Annotated in this window: 12 protein-coding genes; all 12 read left to right on the top strand. The window is 73.9% G+C overall.

Annotated features, from left to right (window positions below; all coding sequences use genetic code 11):
• Window positions 1-335: 335 nt before the first annotated feature.
• The 12 genes from ACFV9Q_RS06690 to ACFV9Q_RS06635 all read left to right on the top strand — a co-directional run bounded on the left by ACFV9Q_RS06690 (window position 336) and on the right by ACFV9Q_RS06635 (window position 16,745).
• Window positions 336-2,201, top strand: coding sequence for an HNH endonuclease (locus ACFV9Q_RS06690; RefSeq protein ID WP_377233719.1), 1,866 nt, complete (start codon window positions 336-338; stop codon window positions 2,199-2,201).
• A 188-nt stretch (window positions 2,202-2,389) separates the two neighbouring features.
• Window positions 2,390-3,313 (top strand): phosphate/phosphite/phosphonate ABC transporter substrate-binding protein, encoded by a 924-nt coding sequence (gene phnD / locus ACFV9Q_RS06685; RefSeq protein WP_377233718.1) that lies wholly within the window; start codon window positions 2,390-2,392, stop codon window positions 3,311-3,313.
• 2 nt (window positions 3,314-3,315) lie between these two features.
• Window positions 3,316-4,131 carry a phosphonate ABC transporter ATP-binding protein gene (locus ACFV9Q_RS06680; protein ID WP_377233717.1) on the top strand — a complete coding sequence of 272 codons (816 nt, stop codon included), beginning with the start codon at window positions 3,316-3,318 and terminating at the stop codon, window positions 4,129-4,131.
• Window positions 4,118-4,987: a phosphonate ABC transporter, permease protein PhnE gene (phnE, locus tag ACFV9Q_RS06675; RefSeq protein ID WP_377233851.1), complete on the top strand. Its 870-nt coding sequence runs from the start codon at window positions 4,118-4,120 to the stop codon at window positions 4,985-4,987. Before ACFV9Q_RS06680 ends, phnE begins: the two co-directional genes overlap by 14 nt.
• Window positions 4,984-5,823, top strand: a complete 840-nt coding sequence (locus ACFV9Q_RS06670) for a tyrosine-protein phosphatase (RefSeq protein ID WP_377233716.1) — start codon at window positions 4,984-4,986, stop codon at window positions 5,821-5,823. The genes phnE and ACFV9Q_RS06670 overlap by 4 nt, the downstream gene beginning before the upstream one ends.
• Window positions 5,824-6,441 (top strand): TetR/AcrR family transcriptional regulator, encoded by a 618-nt coding sequence (locus tag ACFV9Q_RS06665; RefSeq protein ID WP_377233715.1) that lies wholly within the window; start codon window positions 5,824-5,826, stop codon window positions 6,439-6,441.
• Window positions 6,442-6,473: 32 nt separating this feature from the next.
• Entirely contained in the window at window positions 6,474-7,391 is a 918-nt protein-coding gene (locus ACFV9Q_RS06660) for an aminoglycoside phosphotransferase family protein (RefSeq protein WP_377233850.1), read from the top strand.
• Between the two features lie 37 nt (window positions 7,392-7,428).
• Window positions 7,429-8,337, top strand: coding sequence for a universal stress protein (locus ACFV9Q_RS06655; protein ID WP_377233714.1), 909 nt, complete (start codon window positions 7,429-7,431; stop codon window positions 8,335-8,337).
• A 136-nt stretch (window positions 8,338-8,473) separates the two neighbouring features.
• Window positions 8,474-10,081, top strand: coding sequence for a pyridoxal phosphate-dependent decarboxylase family protein (locus ACFV9Q_RS06650; RefSeq protein ID WP_377233713.1), 1,608 nt, complete (start codon window positions 8,474-8,476; stop codon window positions 10,079-10,081).
• Window positions 10,078-11,556 carry a lysine N(6)-hydroxylase/L-ornithine N(5)-oxygenase family protein gene (locus tag ACFV9Q_RS06645; RefSeq protein WP_377233712.1) on the top strand — a complete coding sequence of 493 codons (1,479 nt, stop codon included), beginning with the start codon at window positions 10,078-10,080 and terminating at the stop codon, window positions 11,554-11,556. The genes ACFV9Q_RS06650 and ACFV9Q_RS06645 overlap by 4 nt, the downstream gene beginning before the upstream one ends.
• Window positions 11,553-14,057: a GNAT family N-acetyltransferase gene (locus ACFV9Q_RS06640; RefSeq protein WP_377233711.1), complete on the top strand. Its 2,505-nt coding sequence runs from the start codon at window positions 11,553-11,555 to the stop codon at window positions 14,055-14,057. The genes ACFV9Q_RS06645 and ACFV9Q_RS06640 overlap by 4 nt, the downstream gene beginning before the upstream one ends.
• Before the next feature lie 36 nt (window positions 14,058-14,093).
• On the top strand, window positions 14,094-16,745 hold the full coding sequence (locus ACFV9Q_RS06635) for a GNAT family N-acetyltransferase (protein WP_377233710.1): 2,652 nt from the start codon (window positions 14,094-14,096) through the stop codon (window positions 16,743-16,745).
• Window positions 16,746-16,748 lie beyond the last annotated feature (3 nt).

Genomic DNA, 16,748 nt, shown 5'->3' with positions numbered 1-16,748 from the left:
CCCCCCGGGCGCGGTGACGTTCGCCCCCCACCCGGGGCGCGCGTCACGGGTTGAGTCCGTGCTGGTGTGGCCAGCTCACGTGCACGGCGGGCCGGGTGGCGGCGGGGATGTCGCCCGGGTTCTTCTTCGGCGGATAGCCGACGGCGCCGCGCCGCCGGAGCCGCTCAGCGCCTCGGTGGCGTCGAGGCCCCCGCAGGGTCGGCGCGCGCTGACGGATGTCGTTTTACGCGCCCGGCAGAAGAGTGAGCGGATGTCAGCGGCGCGATCTAGGATCGAACAAACGTCCGTTGGAATGGTGTCGTTGGTTTATGTTTCGGTTCGAAGGGGGTGGCGGCATGGGCAGTCAGTGGTGCGACGACGGCGGCAGCGCGGCGGCAGCGACGTCCCCGGGCGCGGTGTCCGGCGACGATCTTGCGGACGGATCCATGCCCGACGACGCCTGGCTCGCCGCGCTGTTCGCCGCGGGCGAGGCCCTGTTCGGTGAGCGCGACCGGCAGCGCGCCCCGGGCGCACCGGTCGAGCTGGAGCGGTGGCCGGTCGAGTCGCTGTCCGGCGCGCCTGGCGCCGAGCTGGCGTGGGTGGTCGAGGGATACACCGGGCCGGGAGCCGCTGCCGAGGCAGGGTCTGCTCTGCTCGGCGGGTTGTCCGACGATCTGTTGGGGGAGCTGGCCGGTGCGTGCGCCCGGCTGCAGTCGTGGGCGGCTGGTGTGCAGGCGCTCGTCGTGGGGGAGCGGGCTGCGCGGGAGTCGAGTCCGTTGGCGCACAACTCGCTGGTCGGGCAGGTGACGGCTGAGCTGGTGATCACGCAGGCGGAAGGGTCCGAGGTGGTGGTGCGTGCCGAGTCGGGTGCGGAGCATCCGACGGTGATCGCGGCGCTGGTCTCGGGGCGGATCGATGTGCGGAAGGCGCACACGTTGTTGCGGTCGGCGGCGGACCTGACGGTGGCGGAGCGGGCGGAGGCGATTACCCGGTATCTGCCGCAGGCTCCGTATCGGACGTGGCGGTGGTTGCGGAACAAGCTGTTGGCGTTCGCCAAGTCGTTGCATGGTTCGGAGGAGGCCGCGAGGGTCGCGGCGGAGCACCGTAACGTGCAGCTGGACCGGGCGGAGAACGACATGGGTTGGTTGTCGGCGTACCTGCCCGCCGTGGACGCGGCGGCGGTGTGGGGTGTGGTGGACGACATGGCGCATCAGCTGCGGTACACCGCTGGTGAGGAGCGGACCCTGGGTCAGCTCCGTGCGGACTGCCTGACCGGGATCGTGACGGGCCGGCTGCTGCCAGGGGACCGCTTCGCCGCGATCGGGACGGAGGGGGCGCCGGGGACGAGTGCGACGGGTGCGACGGGCGCACGGACTGCTCTGGCTGTGTCTGCCGGCAGGGAGGCCGGCGTCGAGTACGTCGCCACCGCTGACACGGTGACCGGCGCAGGTGCTGATGCTGCCCCTGTCTGCCCGTGTGGTGGTCGGGCGCCCGTGGTGCAGGAGACGGTGGTGCCTGAAGCCGTGGTGCGGGTGATACCGACGCGTCCGGTGGTGCGGGTGACGGTTCCGGCAAGCACGCTCCTGGGTCTGGACGATGTTCCTGGTGAGCTCGACGGGTTCGGTCCGATCCCGGCGGAGACCGCCCGCCTGATCGCCGAGGATGCGACCTGGCAGCGCTTGGTGACCGACCCGGTCACCGGGGTGCTGACCGACTACTCCACGACCACCTACACGCCAGGCAGGGTGCTCCGGGCGGCGGTGGAGGCCAGGGACGGTACCTGCACATTCATCGGGTGCGACACCCCGGCGATGACATGCGACCTCGACCATATCGAGCCGTTCGACCACGACCACGACCGCGACCGCGAAGACGGCGCCGCTGCCGGGGGTGGGGGTGCGCGTGGCCAGACCAACGCGTGGAACCTGCATGCCCTGTGCCGTCGGCACCACCTGCTCAAGACGCACGCGGGATGGGGTGTCGAGCGTGATCCGGTCACGGGCGTCACGACCTGGACCACGCCCGCGGGCAGAGCGCATGTTCGGCGACCGTCGGTGCTGGACACCGGGGTCGACCTGGATCAGGTAGACCCGGGCGCCAGCCAGGATCTGACGCTGCGTGCCTTGACCGGACGTCGGCTGCCCCACGCCTACACCGAGGCCCGACATGCACCCGCTGCCGGCGCCGACGCTCCGTCCGGGCCCGGCGACCCGCCGTTCTGAGCCGCCGTCCGGTGAGCCGCCGAAACGCGCGCCCACCACGTTCCGTGTCCGGACACCCGATCTTCATCCGGGCTTCCGTTACAGGACCGCGGTCTCGTAATTCGCGGCCATCTGCGGGGAGTTCCATATCGATATCGCCAGTCGCGATATCCCGCCGGCCACCGGTCGGCCTCCCGAAAGGAACGCCCATGCGCCCCCGCGCACTCCCGGCTCTAGGCATGCTCGCCCTCGGCACCACCGTCCTGCTCAGCGGCTGCTCCAGTACCGCCTCTGCCGACGCCGCGGCGTCGGACCCGGATGCCCCCATCACCTTCGCCACCACCCCGCTCGGCGACGACCCCGGCGCCGAGAACCCCATCGAGGCGTTCGCCGGCTTGGTCGAGGCCGAGACCGGCCGCGAGGTCGAGATCGTCGACGTGCCCGACTACACGGCCGTCGTCGAGGCCCTGCGCAACCACCACGTCGACATCGGCTTCATGAGCGGTTTCCCGTCGGCCCTCGCGGTCAACACGGGGGAGGTCGACTCGCTGGTCGCGTGGCCGGGCAACGACGACCCGGTCTCGACCTGCCTCGTGCTCGACGGCTCGCCCCTGGCGTCGCTCGACGACATCACGCCCGACACGGTCGTGGCGTTCGCCGACCCGGCGTCCAGCAGCGGCTACTTCATGCCGGTGGCCATGCTGCACGACGCCGGCCTGGAGCAGGACGCCGACTACACCCCGATGTTCAGCGGCGGGCACGACATGAGCTTCACCGCCCTCAAGGAGGGCCAGGTCGACGTGGCCTGCACGTCCACGATCTTCCCGGCGATGGCGGGCCTGGGCGACCCGATGTTCCCGTTCGAGAAGGGTGAGACCCGTTCGATCGGTGAGAGCGCGTCGATGCCGGTCGCCGTCACCGTGCTCGCCGACCAGGAGCTCGCCGACGACAAGCGCGAGCTGCTGAAGCAGGCCCTGCCGAAGGTGTTCGTCGAGGAGAACGCCGACGCGCTCGGCGCGATGTTCGAGGCGATGCAGGGCACCGAGCCGATCGTCGACCCCGATCCGTCGATCTTCCAGCCCTTCGTCGACATCGCCGCGATCGCTGACGTCGACATCTCGGACCTGGGCTGAGCATGACCGGCCCAGCACTCGTCTCGGTGCGCGACCTGCGCGTCGCCTACGGCGACGGCCCCCTCGTGCTCGACGGCGTCGATCTCGACCTGTTCCCGGGCGAGATGGTCGCGCTCCTCGGCTCGTCCGGCTCCGGCAAGTCGACCCTGATGCGCAGCCTCACGGGCTTCGCGCCGATCACCGGCGGATCGGCGCACGTCGTCGGGCACGACCTGACGCGCCTCCCGCGCCGCCGGCTGCGCGACGTGCGCGCTTCGGCCGGCCAGGTGTTCCAGCAGTTCAACCTCGTCGGCCGGCTCAGCGTGCTCACCAACGTGCTGACCGGAGCGCTGCACGACGCCGGCCCGCTCAACCTCGCCGGCGGGTTCTCCGGCGCGCACCGCCGGCGCGCACTGGAGCTGCTCGACCGCGTCGGCATCGCCCACAAGGCCACCGAGCAGGCGCGCTCCCTCTCGGGCGGGCAGCAGCAGCGCGTCGCGATCGCCCGCGCGCTCATGCAGGAGCCGCGGATCATCCTCGCCGACGAACCCGTCGCCTCGCTCGACCCGAGGATGTCGCACGCCGTGCTGGACCTGCTGCGCGCGATCGCGCACCAGGACGGGATCCCCGTGCTTGTGAGCCTGCACGTGCTGCCGCTCGCGCTGGAGCACTCCGACCGCATCGTGGGCCTGCGGCACGGCAAGGTGCTCGTCTCGGCGCCGACCGACCGGCTCGACGCTGCGGCGCTCGACGTGCTCTACGACGACGGGGCTCACGACGACGAGGCACACGACCACGACGACAGGAAGGAGCCCCACCGTGTCGATGATCTCGTCTGATCCCGCGGCCCCGGCCGCGCCCCGGCGTGCCCGGAGCAGCCGGTCCACGCCGGAGCCGCAGCTCGACCCGCGCACCCGCGCCCGCCTGGAGCGTGCGGTGAACGTGCCCCGCGCGCGGTTCCTGCTCGGCCTGCCCGTCGCCGCCGTCCTGCTGGTGTGGTCGTTCGTCGGCGCGGAGTTCGACTTCGCGAAGCTCGGCGAGGGCACCGTGAACATGGGCGACTTCCTGCTGCGGCTCGTCCCGCCCACCTGGGACAAGTTCGGCACCATCGTCGAGCTGCTGGTGGAGACGCTGCAGATGGCGATCGTGGGCACCGTGCTCGGCGCGGTCCTCTCGCTGGTGGTCGCCTTCGGCGCGGCGTCGAACATCGCCCCGCGCTGGCTGTACTACCCGACGCGGTGGGTCATGAACGTGATCCGCTCCCTGCCCGACCTCGTGTTCGCCCTGATGTTCGTCTCCGCCGTGGGGCTGGGGCCGTTCGCCGGCATCCTCGCCATGACCGTCGGCTCGATCGGCTCCATCGGCAAGGTCTTCGCGGAAGCCATGGAGGCCGTCGACGACGGCCCGGTGACCGCCGTGCGCGCGGTCGGCGCCTCCCGGCGGCAGGTCGTCCAGTACGGGGTGCTGCCCCAGGCCGGGCCGCTGCTGGTGTCGTACACGCTGCTGCTCTTCGAGGGCAACGTGCGCGGCGCGACCATCCTCGGCCTGGTCGGCGCCGGCGGCATCGGCCTGGAGCTGACCACGGCCATGCGCATGTACGACTACGGTCATCTCAGCGCGATAGTCATCTGCATCATCGTGCTGGTCACGGTCATCGACCAGGCCAGCGCCGTCATCCGAAGGAAGATCACATGACCACCACCCCCGCGCTCACGCTCAGCGCCCCCGTCAACCTGCGCGACCTGGGCGGCATCCCCGTCGCGGGCGGCGTCGTCAGGGAGGGCTTCGCCCTCCGTGCCGACGACCTCGCCCTCGTGACGGACGACGTCGCCCGCGGCCTGGTCGACGGCGGCGTGCGGGCGATCATCGACCTGCGCTCGACCGACGAGCTCGGCGTGACCGGCCGCGGCCCGCTCGGCACGCACTCGAACGTGAGCTACCACCACGTGCCGCTGCTGGCCGACATCGGCGCGGCCGCCGGCGACGCCGGGGCGCACCTGGCCCGTTCCACGGAGATGGCCGCCGAGATGATGGACCAGACCAGGTTCGGCCGGATGTACCTGCGGATGTACGAGGGCGCCTCCCCGCAGATCGTCACGGCCCTCGCGATCATCGCCCACGCGCCAGGCACCGTCGCCTTCCACTGCGCCGCCGGCCAGGACCGCACCGGCGTCCTCGCCGCGTCGCTGCTGCTCGCGCTCGGCGCCGACCAGGACCACATCGTGGCCGACTACGTGCGCACCGGCGAGAACTCCGCCGCGATCATGGCGCGCATCTCGCCCGTGATGCGGCCGCTGATGAGCCGGTTCGGCATCGAGCTGGACGCCGCGGCCCTGGCCGCCGTCAGCACGGAGTTCTCGCCAGCGCCCATGCACGAGCTGTTCGCGGCGCTCACCGAGCGGCACGGCGACCCGCTGGCGCCGCTGCGCGCCGCGGGGCTCACCGACGGGCTCGTCGCCCAGCTGCGGTCCCGGGCGCTCGCGGGTTCCGGCACGGGCACTGCGCCGGGCACGGCGACGGGCACCGCGTAGGTGGCTGACGACATCCCGCGCGGCCCCGGCCGTCCGCGCGCCCAGGGGCACGACGAGCGGATCGTGGACGCCGCCGTCGAGCTCCTGGAGCGCGGCGAGGAGATCACGGTGAGCCGGGTCGTGGAGCGCAGCGGCGTCAGCCGCGCGGCGATCTACCGGCGATGGCCCAGCATGACCGACCTGGTCGCCACGGCCCTGGACCGGGGCCGCGCGCCGCACACCATCCCGCTGGAGGGCGACCTCCTGCAGAACGTGCTCGACGCGTACACGGTGTCGTCCGCCGGCATGTCGTCCTCCGCGACGCGCGAGACCTACTCCGAGGAGCGGTTCCGGCTGCGCATGCGGCTGGCGATGACGGACCGCAAGCTCGCCCAGGCGTACTGGCGCTCGCACGTCTCGCGGCGGCGCGGTGGCATGGTGGCGGTGCTGCGGGCCGGGATCGAGCGCGGCGTGCTGCGCCCGGACATCGACGTCGACGCCTGCATCGACCTGGTCAACGGGGTCTTCTACTACCAGTTCGTGGTGCGCGGGGTGACCCTGGACGACCCGGAGGCGCTGGCCCGCTGCCGCGAGGGCATCCGGGTCGCGTGGCGCGGGATGGCGGTGGGGGCTGCGTGAGCCCGGCGCAGGAGTTGAGCCCGGCAGAGGAGGTGAGCCCGGCGCAGGGGGTCGAGATCCCGCCGGCCCTCGTGGCGTCGTACACCAGGAGCTTCGGGGAGGCGGGCCGGGCATGGATCGCGGCGCTCCCGGCCCTGGTCGCCGAGGTGCTGGACCGCTGGGAGCTGCGGCGGGACGGCCCGCCCCGCTCGGGAGCGGCGTCGCTCGTGGTGCCCGTCGTCGGGAAGGACGGCGCGGGCGCCGTCGTCAGGCTGCAGCTGCCCCGCGCCGAGACCGCCGCCGCGCTGGCCGGGCTGCGGGCCTGGGACGGGCGGGGGATGGTGCGGCTGCTCGACCACGATCCCGCCACCGGCACGATGCTGCTGGAGCGTCTGGACGGCGCCCGCACGCTCGCCTCGGTCGAGGACGACGCCGTGGCGACGCAGGTCCTCGGCGAGCTGCACGCGCGGCTGCTCGCGGTCCCGGCGGCGCCCGGCCTGCCGCATCTTGGCGACGTCGCCGCGACGATGCTGGAGCAGGTCCCGCGAGCCGTCGCCGGTCTGGCCGATCCGGCCGAGCGGCGTGTCCTGCGGGACTGGGCCGCGGTCGTGGCGGAGCTGGTGGGCGAACCCGGCGACCGGATGCTGCACTGGGACCTGCACCACGACAACGTCCTCGCCGCCCAGCGGGAGCCGTGGCTCGCGATCGACCCGGAGCCGCTCGTGGGTGACCCCGGCTTCGACCTGTGGCCGGCGCTGGACAGCCGGTGGGGCGACGTCGTCGCCGGCGGTGACCCCGGGCGTGTGGTGCGCCGGAGGTTCGACCAGCTCACGGAGGTGCTCGAGCTCGACCGAGAGCGGGCGTCCGGCTGGACGCTCGGGCGGCTGCTCCAGAACGCGCTGTGGGACCTCGAGGACGGCGAGAGTGCGCTCGCTCCCGCGGCGCTGGTCGTGGCGGGAGCCCTTCCCTGACCTGCCCGGACCGCGATCCGGTGTCACGATGGCGCGTATGAGCGAGACGAGAGACCTCCCGGTCCTGGTGGGCGTGGACGGCTCGGACTCGGCCACGGAGGCCGTGCGCTGGGCAGCGCGCGAGGCCGCCCGGCGCGGTGCGCCGCTGGTCCTCGTCAGCGTGTGGACGCCGGTTCCTCCGGGTGTCCCGCATGCCGCCATGCTCGGGTCGTACGAGGACGCGCTGATCGCACAGGGCACGCAGTGGCTCGACGACGCCGCCGCGGCGGCCGCGCGGGAGGCGCCCGACGTCCCGGTCACCACGCGGCTGGCCATCGGCTCGGTGGCGGGGCAGCTCGTGGGCAGGTCGGCGACGGCCGGACTGGTCGTGCTCGGCTCGCGCGGGCTCGGCGGGTTCACCGGGCTGCTGGTGGGCTCCATCGCGGTGGCCGTGGCCACGCACGGGCACTGCCCGGTCGTGGTGGTGCGCGGCCAGGGCGCGGCGTCCGCCCAGGAGGGACCGGTGGTGGTCGGCGTCGACGGGTCGCCCACGAGTCGGGAGGCGATCCGTTTCGCCTTCGACGCCGCGGCCCTGCGCGGCGCACCCCTGGTCGCCGTGCACGCATGGCGCGACGCACCGGCGCCGGCCCTCGGCCGACGGGAGTCCCCGGGCCAGGCCGTGCAGGATCAGGCCGTGCAGGATCAGGACGTGCAGGAGCACGGCGCCCAGGCCCTGGGCCGCTGGCTCGCCGACGCCCGGGCGGACCACCCGGACGTCCGCGTCGAGCGGGTCGTCGCCCCGGACGGGCCCACCGCCGCCCTGCTCGACCGGGCCCAGGGCGCCCAGCTCGTCGTGGTGGGGTCCCGCGGGCGCGGCGGGTTTCGTGGCCTGCTGCTGGGCTCCACCAGCCAGGCGCTGATCTACCACGCCCCCTGCCCGGTGGCGGTCGTGCCGCCGGCGGAGTGACGGGCGCCACGTACCGGGTTCCCCGCGTGGCTTGACGCGGGTGCCCGAAGGATTAAGTTAGGTCAGGCAAACCTAAGTCGCGCCACGCCGTCCGGTCCGGGCGGCGTTCCTTTCGCCTGCACGAGGAGCCTTCCGCATGCCCTCACACCTGCCCGCAGTGACGCAGCCAGTGCCCACCGCTCCCTCGGGTTCGAGCCACGACACGACCGCGCTGCTGCGCGGGGCCACCGCGAGCACCTATGCGGACACCGTCCGCGCGGTCGCTGACGACATCGCCCTCCGGCTCGCGTCCGTGAGCCAGCCTTTCTCGGGCGCGAGCCGCTCCGAGCTGCAGGGTCTGGTGGACGCCGTCGACCTGGACGGCCCGCCCTCGGGCACCCAGGCGGCGCTGCGCGAGGCCGCGGACCTGTACGCGCAGCATGCGATCTGGTTCCACGAACCCACCTACGCCGCGCACCTCAACTGCCCGGTCGTGCTGCCCGCCGTCGGCGCGGAGACGATGCTCGCCGCGATCAACACCTCGGTCGACACCTACGACCAGTCCACGGTCGCCACCCTCATGGAGCGGCGCCTGGTCGAGTGGACGGCGGGCCGCATCGGCTTCGCCCTGCCTGGAGACGGGGGTGGGGACGGGGACGGCGGCGGCGCAGACGGCATCTTCACCTCGGGCGGCACCCAGTCCAACTTCCAGGCCCTGTTCCTGGCCCGGGAGCGCGCCCGCCGCGACGGCGTCCGCCTGGAGGCCATGCGGATCCTCGCCACGGGCGCGAGCCACTTCAGCGTCGCCAAGTCCGCGCTGCTGCTGGGCCTGCCGCACGACGCCGTGGTCGAGGTGGGCACCGACGCCGAGGGCCGGATGAGCCCGGACGCCCTCGGCCAGACCCTCGTCGACATCGAGCGCACGGGCGACACGGTGGTCGCCGTCGTCGCGACCGCCGGCACCACCGACCGCGGCCGTATCGACCCGCTGGTCCCGATCGCCGACCTGTGCGACGCCGTCGGCACCTGGCTGCACGTCGACGCCGCCTACGGCTGCGGCCTGCTGGTCAGCCCCACGCGCCGGCACCTGCTCGACGGCATCGAGCGCGCCCGCAGCGTCACCGTCGACTTCCACAAGTCGTTCTTCCAGCCCGTCTCCTCCAGCGCCCTGATCGTGCGCGAGCAGCCCGACCTCGCCCCCGTGGCCTGGCACGCCGACTACCTCAACCCGGCGCAGGAGTCCGGGGAACCGACCCCCGACCCCAATCAGGTCGACAAGTCCCTGCAGACCACGCGCCGCTTCGACGCGCTCAAGCTCTGGGTCACGCTGCGCGCGCTCGGGGCGGACGGCGTCGGCGCCCTGGTGGACGCCGTCTGCGACCTGGCCGCCGCCGTGCACCAGGACCTCGCCGGAGACCCCGACTTCCGCCTGGTGGGGGGCACCGACCTGTCCACCGTCCTGTTCCGCTACGAGCCCGAGGGCCTCGACCCCGAGCGCGCCGACGCGCTCGTGCCCCAGGTGCGGCGCGTCCTGTTCGACTCCGGCCGTGCCCTGGTCGCCAAGACCGTGATCGACGGCCGCCCCTGCCTCAAGCTCACCCTGCTCAACCCCGACGCCACGCTCGCCGACATCCGCGGCGTCCTGGAACTCGTCCGCTCCGCCGCCCACGGGCTGCTCGCGGGGGAGGCGCTCGCGGACACGGACGAGCCGCCGTGCCGGGACGTGCACCCGCGGCTGGCGCGCGGCGAGGGGGAGACGCGATGAGCAAGGAACAGACGGAACAGACGAGCACGGAACAGATGAAGGTCCACGACCTGCTCGGCATCGGCATCGGCCCGTTCGACCTGGGCCTCGCGGCGCTCGCGCAGCCCCTTCCCGACGTCGACGCCGTCTTCCTGGACCAGCGCGACGGCTTCTCCTGGCACGCGGGGATGCTCATCGAGGGCACCACGCTGCAGGTCCCGTTCCTGGCCGACCTGGTGACGATGGCCGACCCGACGTCGCCGTACTCGTTCCTGGCGTGGCTCAAGGCGACGGGGCGGCTGTACCCGTTCTACATCCGCGAGTCGTTCTACCCGCTGCGTGCCGAGTACGACCAGTACTGCCGCTGGGTGGCCGAGCAGCTCCCGACGCTGCGCTGGGGTCGGCGTGTCACCAGCGTGGTGCGGGTCGCCGACCTGTCCGCCGGAGCAGGCGGGCCGTCCGGCGAAGGTGACTACCTGTTCGAGGTGACGGCGGAGACCGCTCACGGCGTCGAGAAATACTGTGCCAAGCACCTCGTGCTGGGCACCGGCACCCAGCCGCGGCTGCCCGCCTTCCTCGCTGCCCTGGAGGAGGGTCCCGGCGGCACGGCCGGCCCCGTGGTGCACACGAGCGACTACCTGCCGCGCCGAGCGGAGCTCGCCGCGGCCGGCTCGGTCACGGTGGTCGGCAGCGGGCAGTCCGCGGCCGAGGTGTACCGCGACCTGCTGGAGGGCTGCGGCACCGGGCCGGGGGAGCACCGCGTGGACTGGGTGACGCGCTCGCCGCGGTTCTTCCCGATGGAGTACACGAAGCTGACGCTCGAGATGACGTCGCCCGAGTACACCGACCACTACGTGTCGCTGCCGATCGAGCAGCGCGACGTGCTGGGTCGCGAGCAGCGCAACCTCTACAAGGGCATCAGCGGCGACCTGATCGACGACATCTACGACACCCTGTACCGCAAGTCCGCGCTGGGCGTAGAGGTGCCGACGACGCTGCTGTCCGACACGGAGGTGGTCGCGGCGCGGTTCGAGCCTGCGGGCACCGGCCCCGACGGCCTCGACGGCGCCGGCGAGTACGTGCTCACCCTGCGCCACGCCCAGCTCGGCACGACGGCGGAGCACCGCACCCGCGCGATCGTCGCCGCCACGGGCTACGCCGCCGCGGTCCCCGCCTTCCTGGCGCCCGGCCTGGTCGACCTCGACGCGCGCGGCCGTTACGCCGTGCGCCGCGACTACACCGTGGACGACGACGGGCGCATCCACGTGGTCAACGGCGAGGAGCACACCCACGGCGTCACGGCCCCCGACCTCGGCTTCGGCGCCTGGCGCAACTCCGTGATCCTCGCGAACGTCACGGGCCGCGAGCCGTACCCGATCGAGCGCCGCATCGCCTTCCAGCAGTTCGGCCTGCCCGACGGCGGGGACGGGCCGGGACCCAGCACTACGCACCCGACCGACCGACAGACCGACAACGAGATGGAGGCCGCCCGGTGAGCGCCCCGACGACGGTCCACACGTTCGCGACCACGACCCGTCTCGGCGAGGTGACGCTCGAACCCGTCGACCCGGTGCGCGACGCCGAGCTGGTGCAGCGCTGGCTGGCGCACCCGGCGTCGGCGTTCTGGCAGATGAGCGAGCTGCACGTCGACGACGTGCGCGAGTACCTGGCCGGCATCCAGGGCCGCCCCGGCGAGGACGCCTGGCTCGGCCGCCTCGACGGCGAGCCCGTCTTCCTCACGGAGACGTACGACCCGCGCCTGCTGCTCGACGGCGTCCACGACACGCAGCCCGGCGACCTCGGCATGCACCTGCTCGTGGCCCCGCCCGCGACGCCGCGGCACGGGCTGACCGACGCCGTGATGACGGCGGTGATGCGGTTCTGCCTGTCGGGATCCGGCATCGGCACGGACCCGGCGGCCGGCCGCGGCGCCACGCGCGTCGTCGTCGAGCCCGACGTCGGCAACCGGAAGATCGCCGCCAAGAACGCGGCAGCCGGGTTCCGCGTGCTGCGCGAGGTGGACCTGGGCCGCGGCGTGCACGCCAAGCGCGCCGCCCTGAGCGTCGCGACCCGCGAGGACTTCGCGGCGTCCGCCCTCGGGGACGGGTTCGCGCCCGGCAGGGAGCCCGCGACCCATCGGCCCGACCCCATGGTCGCCACGCACCTCACGGCGGAGCACATGGAGCACGCCCACCGGCACCTGGCCGCCAAGGCCCTCGCGGAGCTCGCCCACGAGCGGCTGTTCGCGCCGGAGAGCGACGCCGCATCGGACGAAGGCACGGCCGGCGCCTACCGCCTCGACCTCGACGGCGTCACCTACCGGTTCACCGCCCGCCGGTACGCCCTGGAGCACTGGGTGATCGACCCGGCGTCGATCAGCCGCACGGCCGACGCCGGCGTGCGAGGCGCCGTCGTCCTGCCCGTGGACGCGCTGGAGCTGATCGCGGAGCTGCAGCCGCTGCTCCAGGTACCCGACGCCCTGCTCGCGACCTACCTCGAGGAGCTGTCCTCAACTCTGGCCAGCGCGGCCGCCAAGCGGGAGCGCGAGCTCGACGGCACCACGCCCTCGGTGCGCGGCCTGCTGGAGGCGGCCCGGACGGCGTCCGGCGCGCACGCCACCGCGGAGGCGTTCCAGCAGGTCGAGGCCGCGATGTCCGAGGGGCACCCGAGCTTCGTCGCGAACAACGGGCGTATCGGCTTCTCCCTGCGCGACTACCGCGCCTACGCGCCCGAGCGCGGCCGGCGGCTGCGCATGCTGTGGCTCGCCGCGCGCCGCGAGCACACCCACCTCGCGCTCGCGGCCGACCAGAGCGAGGCCGGCCACTACGGCAGTCCCGGCACCCCGGGCGAGCTGTCCGACGCCGAGCGCGCCGCCTTCGCCGACCGCCTCGCCGCCCGCGGCCTCGACCCCGCCGACTACCTGTACCTGCCCGTGCATCCCTGGCAGTGGGAGCACCGCGTGGCGATCACGTTCGCGGCCGACGTCGCACGCGGCGACCTCGTGCCGCTCGGCCCCGGCTCGGACGAGTACCAGGCCCAGCAGTCGATCCGCACCATGTTCAACCGCACGCGCCCCGAGCGGCACTACGTCAAGGTGGCGCTCGCGATCCAGAACATGGGGTTCCTGCGCGGGCTGTCCCCGGCCTACATGCGCGCCACCCCGGCGATCAACGACTGGGTCGCGGACCTGGTCGGCGGCGACGAGACCCTGCGCCGCGCCGGGTTCGGCGTGCTGCGCGAGCTCGCCTCGGTGGGTTACACGGGCGACGTCTACCACCGCACGCCTCAGCCCAACCCGCACCGCAAGATGCTCGCCGCCCTGTGGCGCGAGTCGCCCGTGCCCCGGCTGGCGGACGGCGAACGCCTCGTGACCATGGCGAGCCTGCTGCACCGCGACGCGGGCGGGGCGTCGTTCGCCACGGGCCTGGTCCGCGAGTCCGGCGTCGCGCCCGAGCAGTGGCTGCGCGCCTACCTCGACGCCTACGTCTACCCGCTGGTGCACTGCCTGCTGAGCTACGAGCTCGCGTTCATGCCGCACGGCGAGAACCTCATCCTGGTGCTGCGCGACGGCGTGGTGCAGCGCGCGATCATGAAGGACATCGGCGAGGAGGTCGCCCTGCTGGGCCACGGCCCCCTGCCGGACGGCGTCGAGCGCATCCGGTCCGTCGTGGACGACGACGAGAAGGCGCTCGCGATCTTCACCGACGTGTTCGACGGCGTGCTGCGGCACCTGGCGGGCATCCTCGCCGAGGACGGCGTGCTGGCCGAGGACCGGTTCTGGGCGCTGGTCGCCGAGACGATCGACCGGCACGCTGCCGAGCACCCCGATGTGCGGGCCCGGACGGGGATCGACCTGCGGGCGCCGCGGTTCGCGCACTCGTGCCTCAACCGGCTGCAGCTGCGCAACACCCTGCAGATGGTGGACCTGACCAACCAGTCCGAGTCGCTGATCTACGCGGGTACGCTCGCGAACCCCGTGCGGCGTCGAGAGAGATGAACCGAGAAAGATGAACCCGGAGAGATGATAGGGAACGTGGACTTCGACCTGTTTCGTGACGACCTCGGCATCCCGCACGTGCGGGCCGCGACCGAGACGGCGCTCGCCTACGGCCAGGGTTGGGTGACCGCCCAGGACCGCGGGCTGCAGGTCGAGGCGGACCGGATGCGCGCCGAGGAGCGGTTCGGCGAGCTCGCCGGCGCGGCGGGGGAGTCGTGGGACCGGTTCGCAGCGCGGGAGCGGCTGGCGGCCACGGCGCGCGCGATCCACGACGCCCTGGCCCAGCCGGAGCGCGACTGGCTGGCCGCGTACGCGGACGGCGTCAGCGCCGGGCTCCTGGCGGGCGGCCGGGACGTGCCGGAGCTGGCCGGGGTGCCGTTCCGGCCCTGGGCGCCGTGGACGCCGATCGGCGTGTTCCTGGCGAGCCACGTCCTGTTCAACGGGTTCCCGGGCGTCCTGTGGCGGGCGCACGTCGCCCGGCACCTGCACGTCCCGGGCGTGCCGCTGGACCGGGTGCTGGGCCTGTTCGTGGCCGACGGCGGTTCCGGGTCCAACGCGTGGGCGGTGCACGGCCGGTTCACGGAGTCGGGCAGCCCGCTGGTCGCGGGCGACCCGCACCGCACCCTGGAGCTGCCGGGCCCGTACCAGCAGGTCAGGCTGGCGTGCACCGACCCCGCCGCGCCCTACGACGTCGTCGGCCTCGCCTTCCCGGGCGTGCCCGGCGTGCCGCACTTCGGGCACGCGGTGGACGGCGCGGCGGGGTCGGGCGGGCGTCCGGCGTCGGCCGTGGCCTGGGGCATCACCAACGCCCTGGCGCACCACGTCGAGGTCGTGTCCGACGGCTCGGACAGCGGCCGGCCCGAGGGCTGGCGCCTGCACTGGCCGGGCCGCGAGCTGTCCGACGTCGGCGTGGGCGCGTGGCGCGCGCTGCTGCACGCCCGCACCGCCCGGGACGTCGCCGACGCGTTCGGCGGCTGGGTCGACCCCGTCAACCGGGTGCTGACCGCGGACAGCACCGGCGAGGTGCTGAGCCTGACGGCGGGAAAGGTCCCGGACGTGCCGGCCGGCGCGCCGGAGCGGGCGCTGCCGACCGCCAAGCCTGCGGACGGCTACGTGGACCTCCCGGCGCCGGCCCTGGTGACCGAGGTCGCCGTCGACGCGAACGAGCGGCCCGTGACGCAGCGGCCCGCCGACCAGGACGGTCGCCCGGGCTCCGGCCCGCGCGACCTGCGTCCCGGCCGCGAGGCGCACGACCTCGGCTGGTCCTACCCGCCGTACCGCGCGGAACGCATCCGACAGCTCCTCGCCGCGGCCACCGCGCCGGAGTCGCCCGCCACGCAGGCCCGGATCCACGGCGACACCCGCGACCTCGGCGCCGCCGGGCTCGTCGAGCACCTGGCGGACGACGCCTCCCCGGCCGCAGTCCGCCTGCGCGCCTGGGTGGCCGACGGCGCCCACGTGGACGCCGCCTCCGCCGACGCGGCCCTGTACATGTGCTGGCGCGACACCCTGGCCCGCCGCCTCGCCGCGCACCCCGTGTTCGCGTCGCTGCACGAGCCGCACGGGCAGGACCCGGCGCTCATGCCGGTGCTCGGCGGCGTCTTCGACGTCCCGACGGCGGTCGGGGCCGGGCTCGCGCGGATCCTGGCGGCCGACTGGCTCGTCGTCGCAGGTCCGGACGGGCGGCGCCTGCGGATCGACGCCGCCGCGGAGGCGAGCGCGGCGCTGGCCGAGGTGGCGCTCATGGACCAGCCCTGGGGCGACCTGCACGTCCCCGCCCCGCTGCTGCCCGTGCCGGACCTGGGCGCGCCCGCCGTGCCGGGCCGGCCGCTCGGCGTGACGCCCGCCCCGGTCTCGGGCAACAACGAGACGGTGCGCTGCACGGGTGGCGCGCCCGGGGTGGCGCCCACCGCGTACCGGGCGTCGGTGGCGCGGTACGTCTGGGACCTGTCGGACCGCGCCAACAGCCGGTGGGGCGTGCCGTTCGGGGCCGACGGGCGGCCGGGCAGCCCGCACTTCGACGACCAGCACGCCACGTGGGCCGACGCCCGCACCTCCGCCGTCGTCACCGACTGGGACCGGCTGCGCCCCGCTGACACCAGCCTGCGGCTGCTGAACGGGCCCCGCGGCGCGGAGGTGTGGCGCCGCGACTTCGGCGCGGACGGCGTCGTCACCGTGCACGTGCTGGACCCGGACGCCGACGCCGACCTGCTGCACGGGTGGTTCACCCGGCCGCGCGCGGCGTTCTGGGGGATGGGGGAGCACACGCGCGACGAGGTGCGCGACACGTACGCGTTCGTGGACTCCCTGGAGACCCACCACGCCTACCTCGTGCGGTGGGACGGCGAGCCCGTGGTGCTCGTGCAGGCCTACCACCCGGAGCACGACCCGATCGGCACCGCCTACGACGTGCGGGAGGGTGACCTCGGGCTGCACTTCTTCCTGGGCAACCGCGGCCCGGTCGCCCGGCAGGGGGCACCCGCGGACGCCTGGTCGGTGCTCGGGCCCGCGATGCGCGGCTTCCTCTTCGCGGGGGCGGGAACGCGCCGCGTGGTCGGGGAGCCGGACGCGCACAACGAGAAGGCGCTGCGCCGCATGCTGGCGATGGGGTTCACCGCGGGTGAGGTGGTGTCGTTCGAGTCGCCCCAGGGGCCGAAGACGGCGCGGATGGCCTACCTGGACCGATAGCGC

Origin of the sequence: Promicromonospora sp. NPDC059942, from assembly GCF_042731755.1 — a bacterium.
Classification (GTDB): Bacteria; Actinomycetota; Actinomycetes; order Actinomycetales; family Cellulomonadaceae; genus Promicromonospora.
Note: the sequence above shows the minus strand (reverse complement) of the source record. Positions and strands in the feature narration are given on the sequence as shown.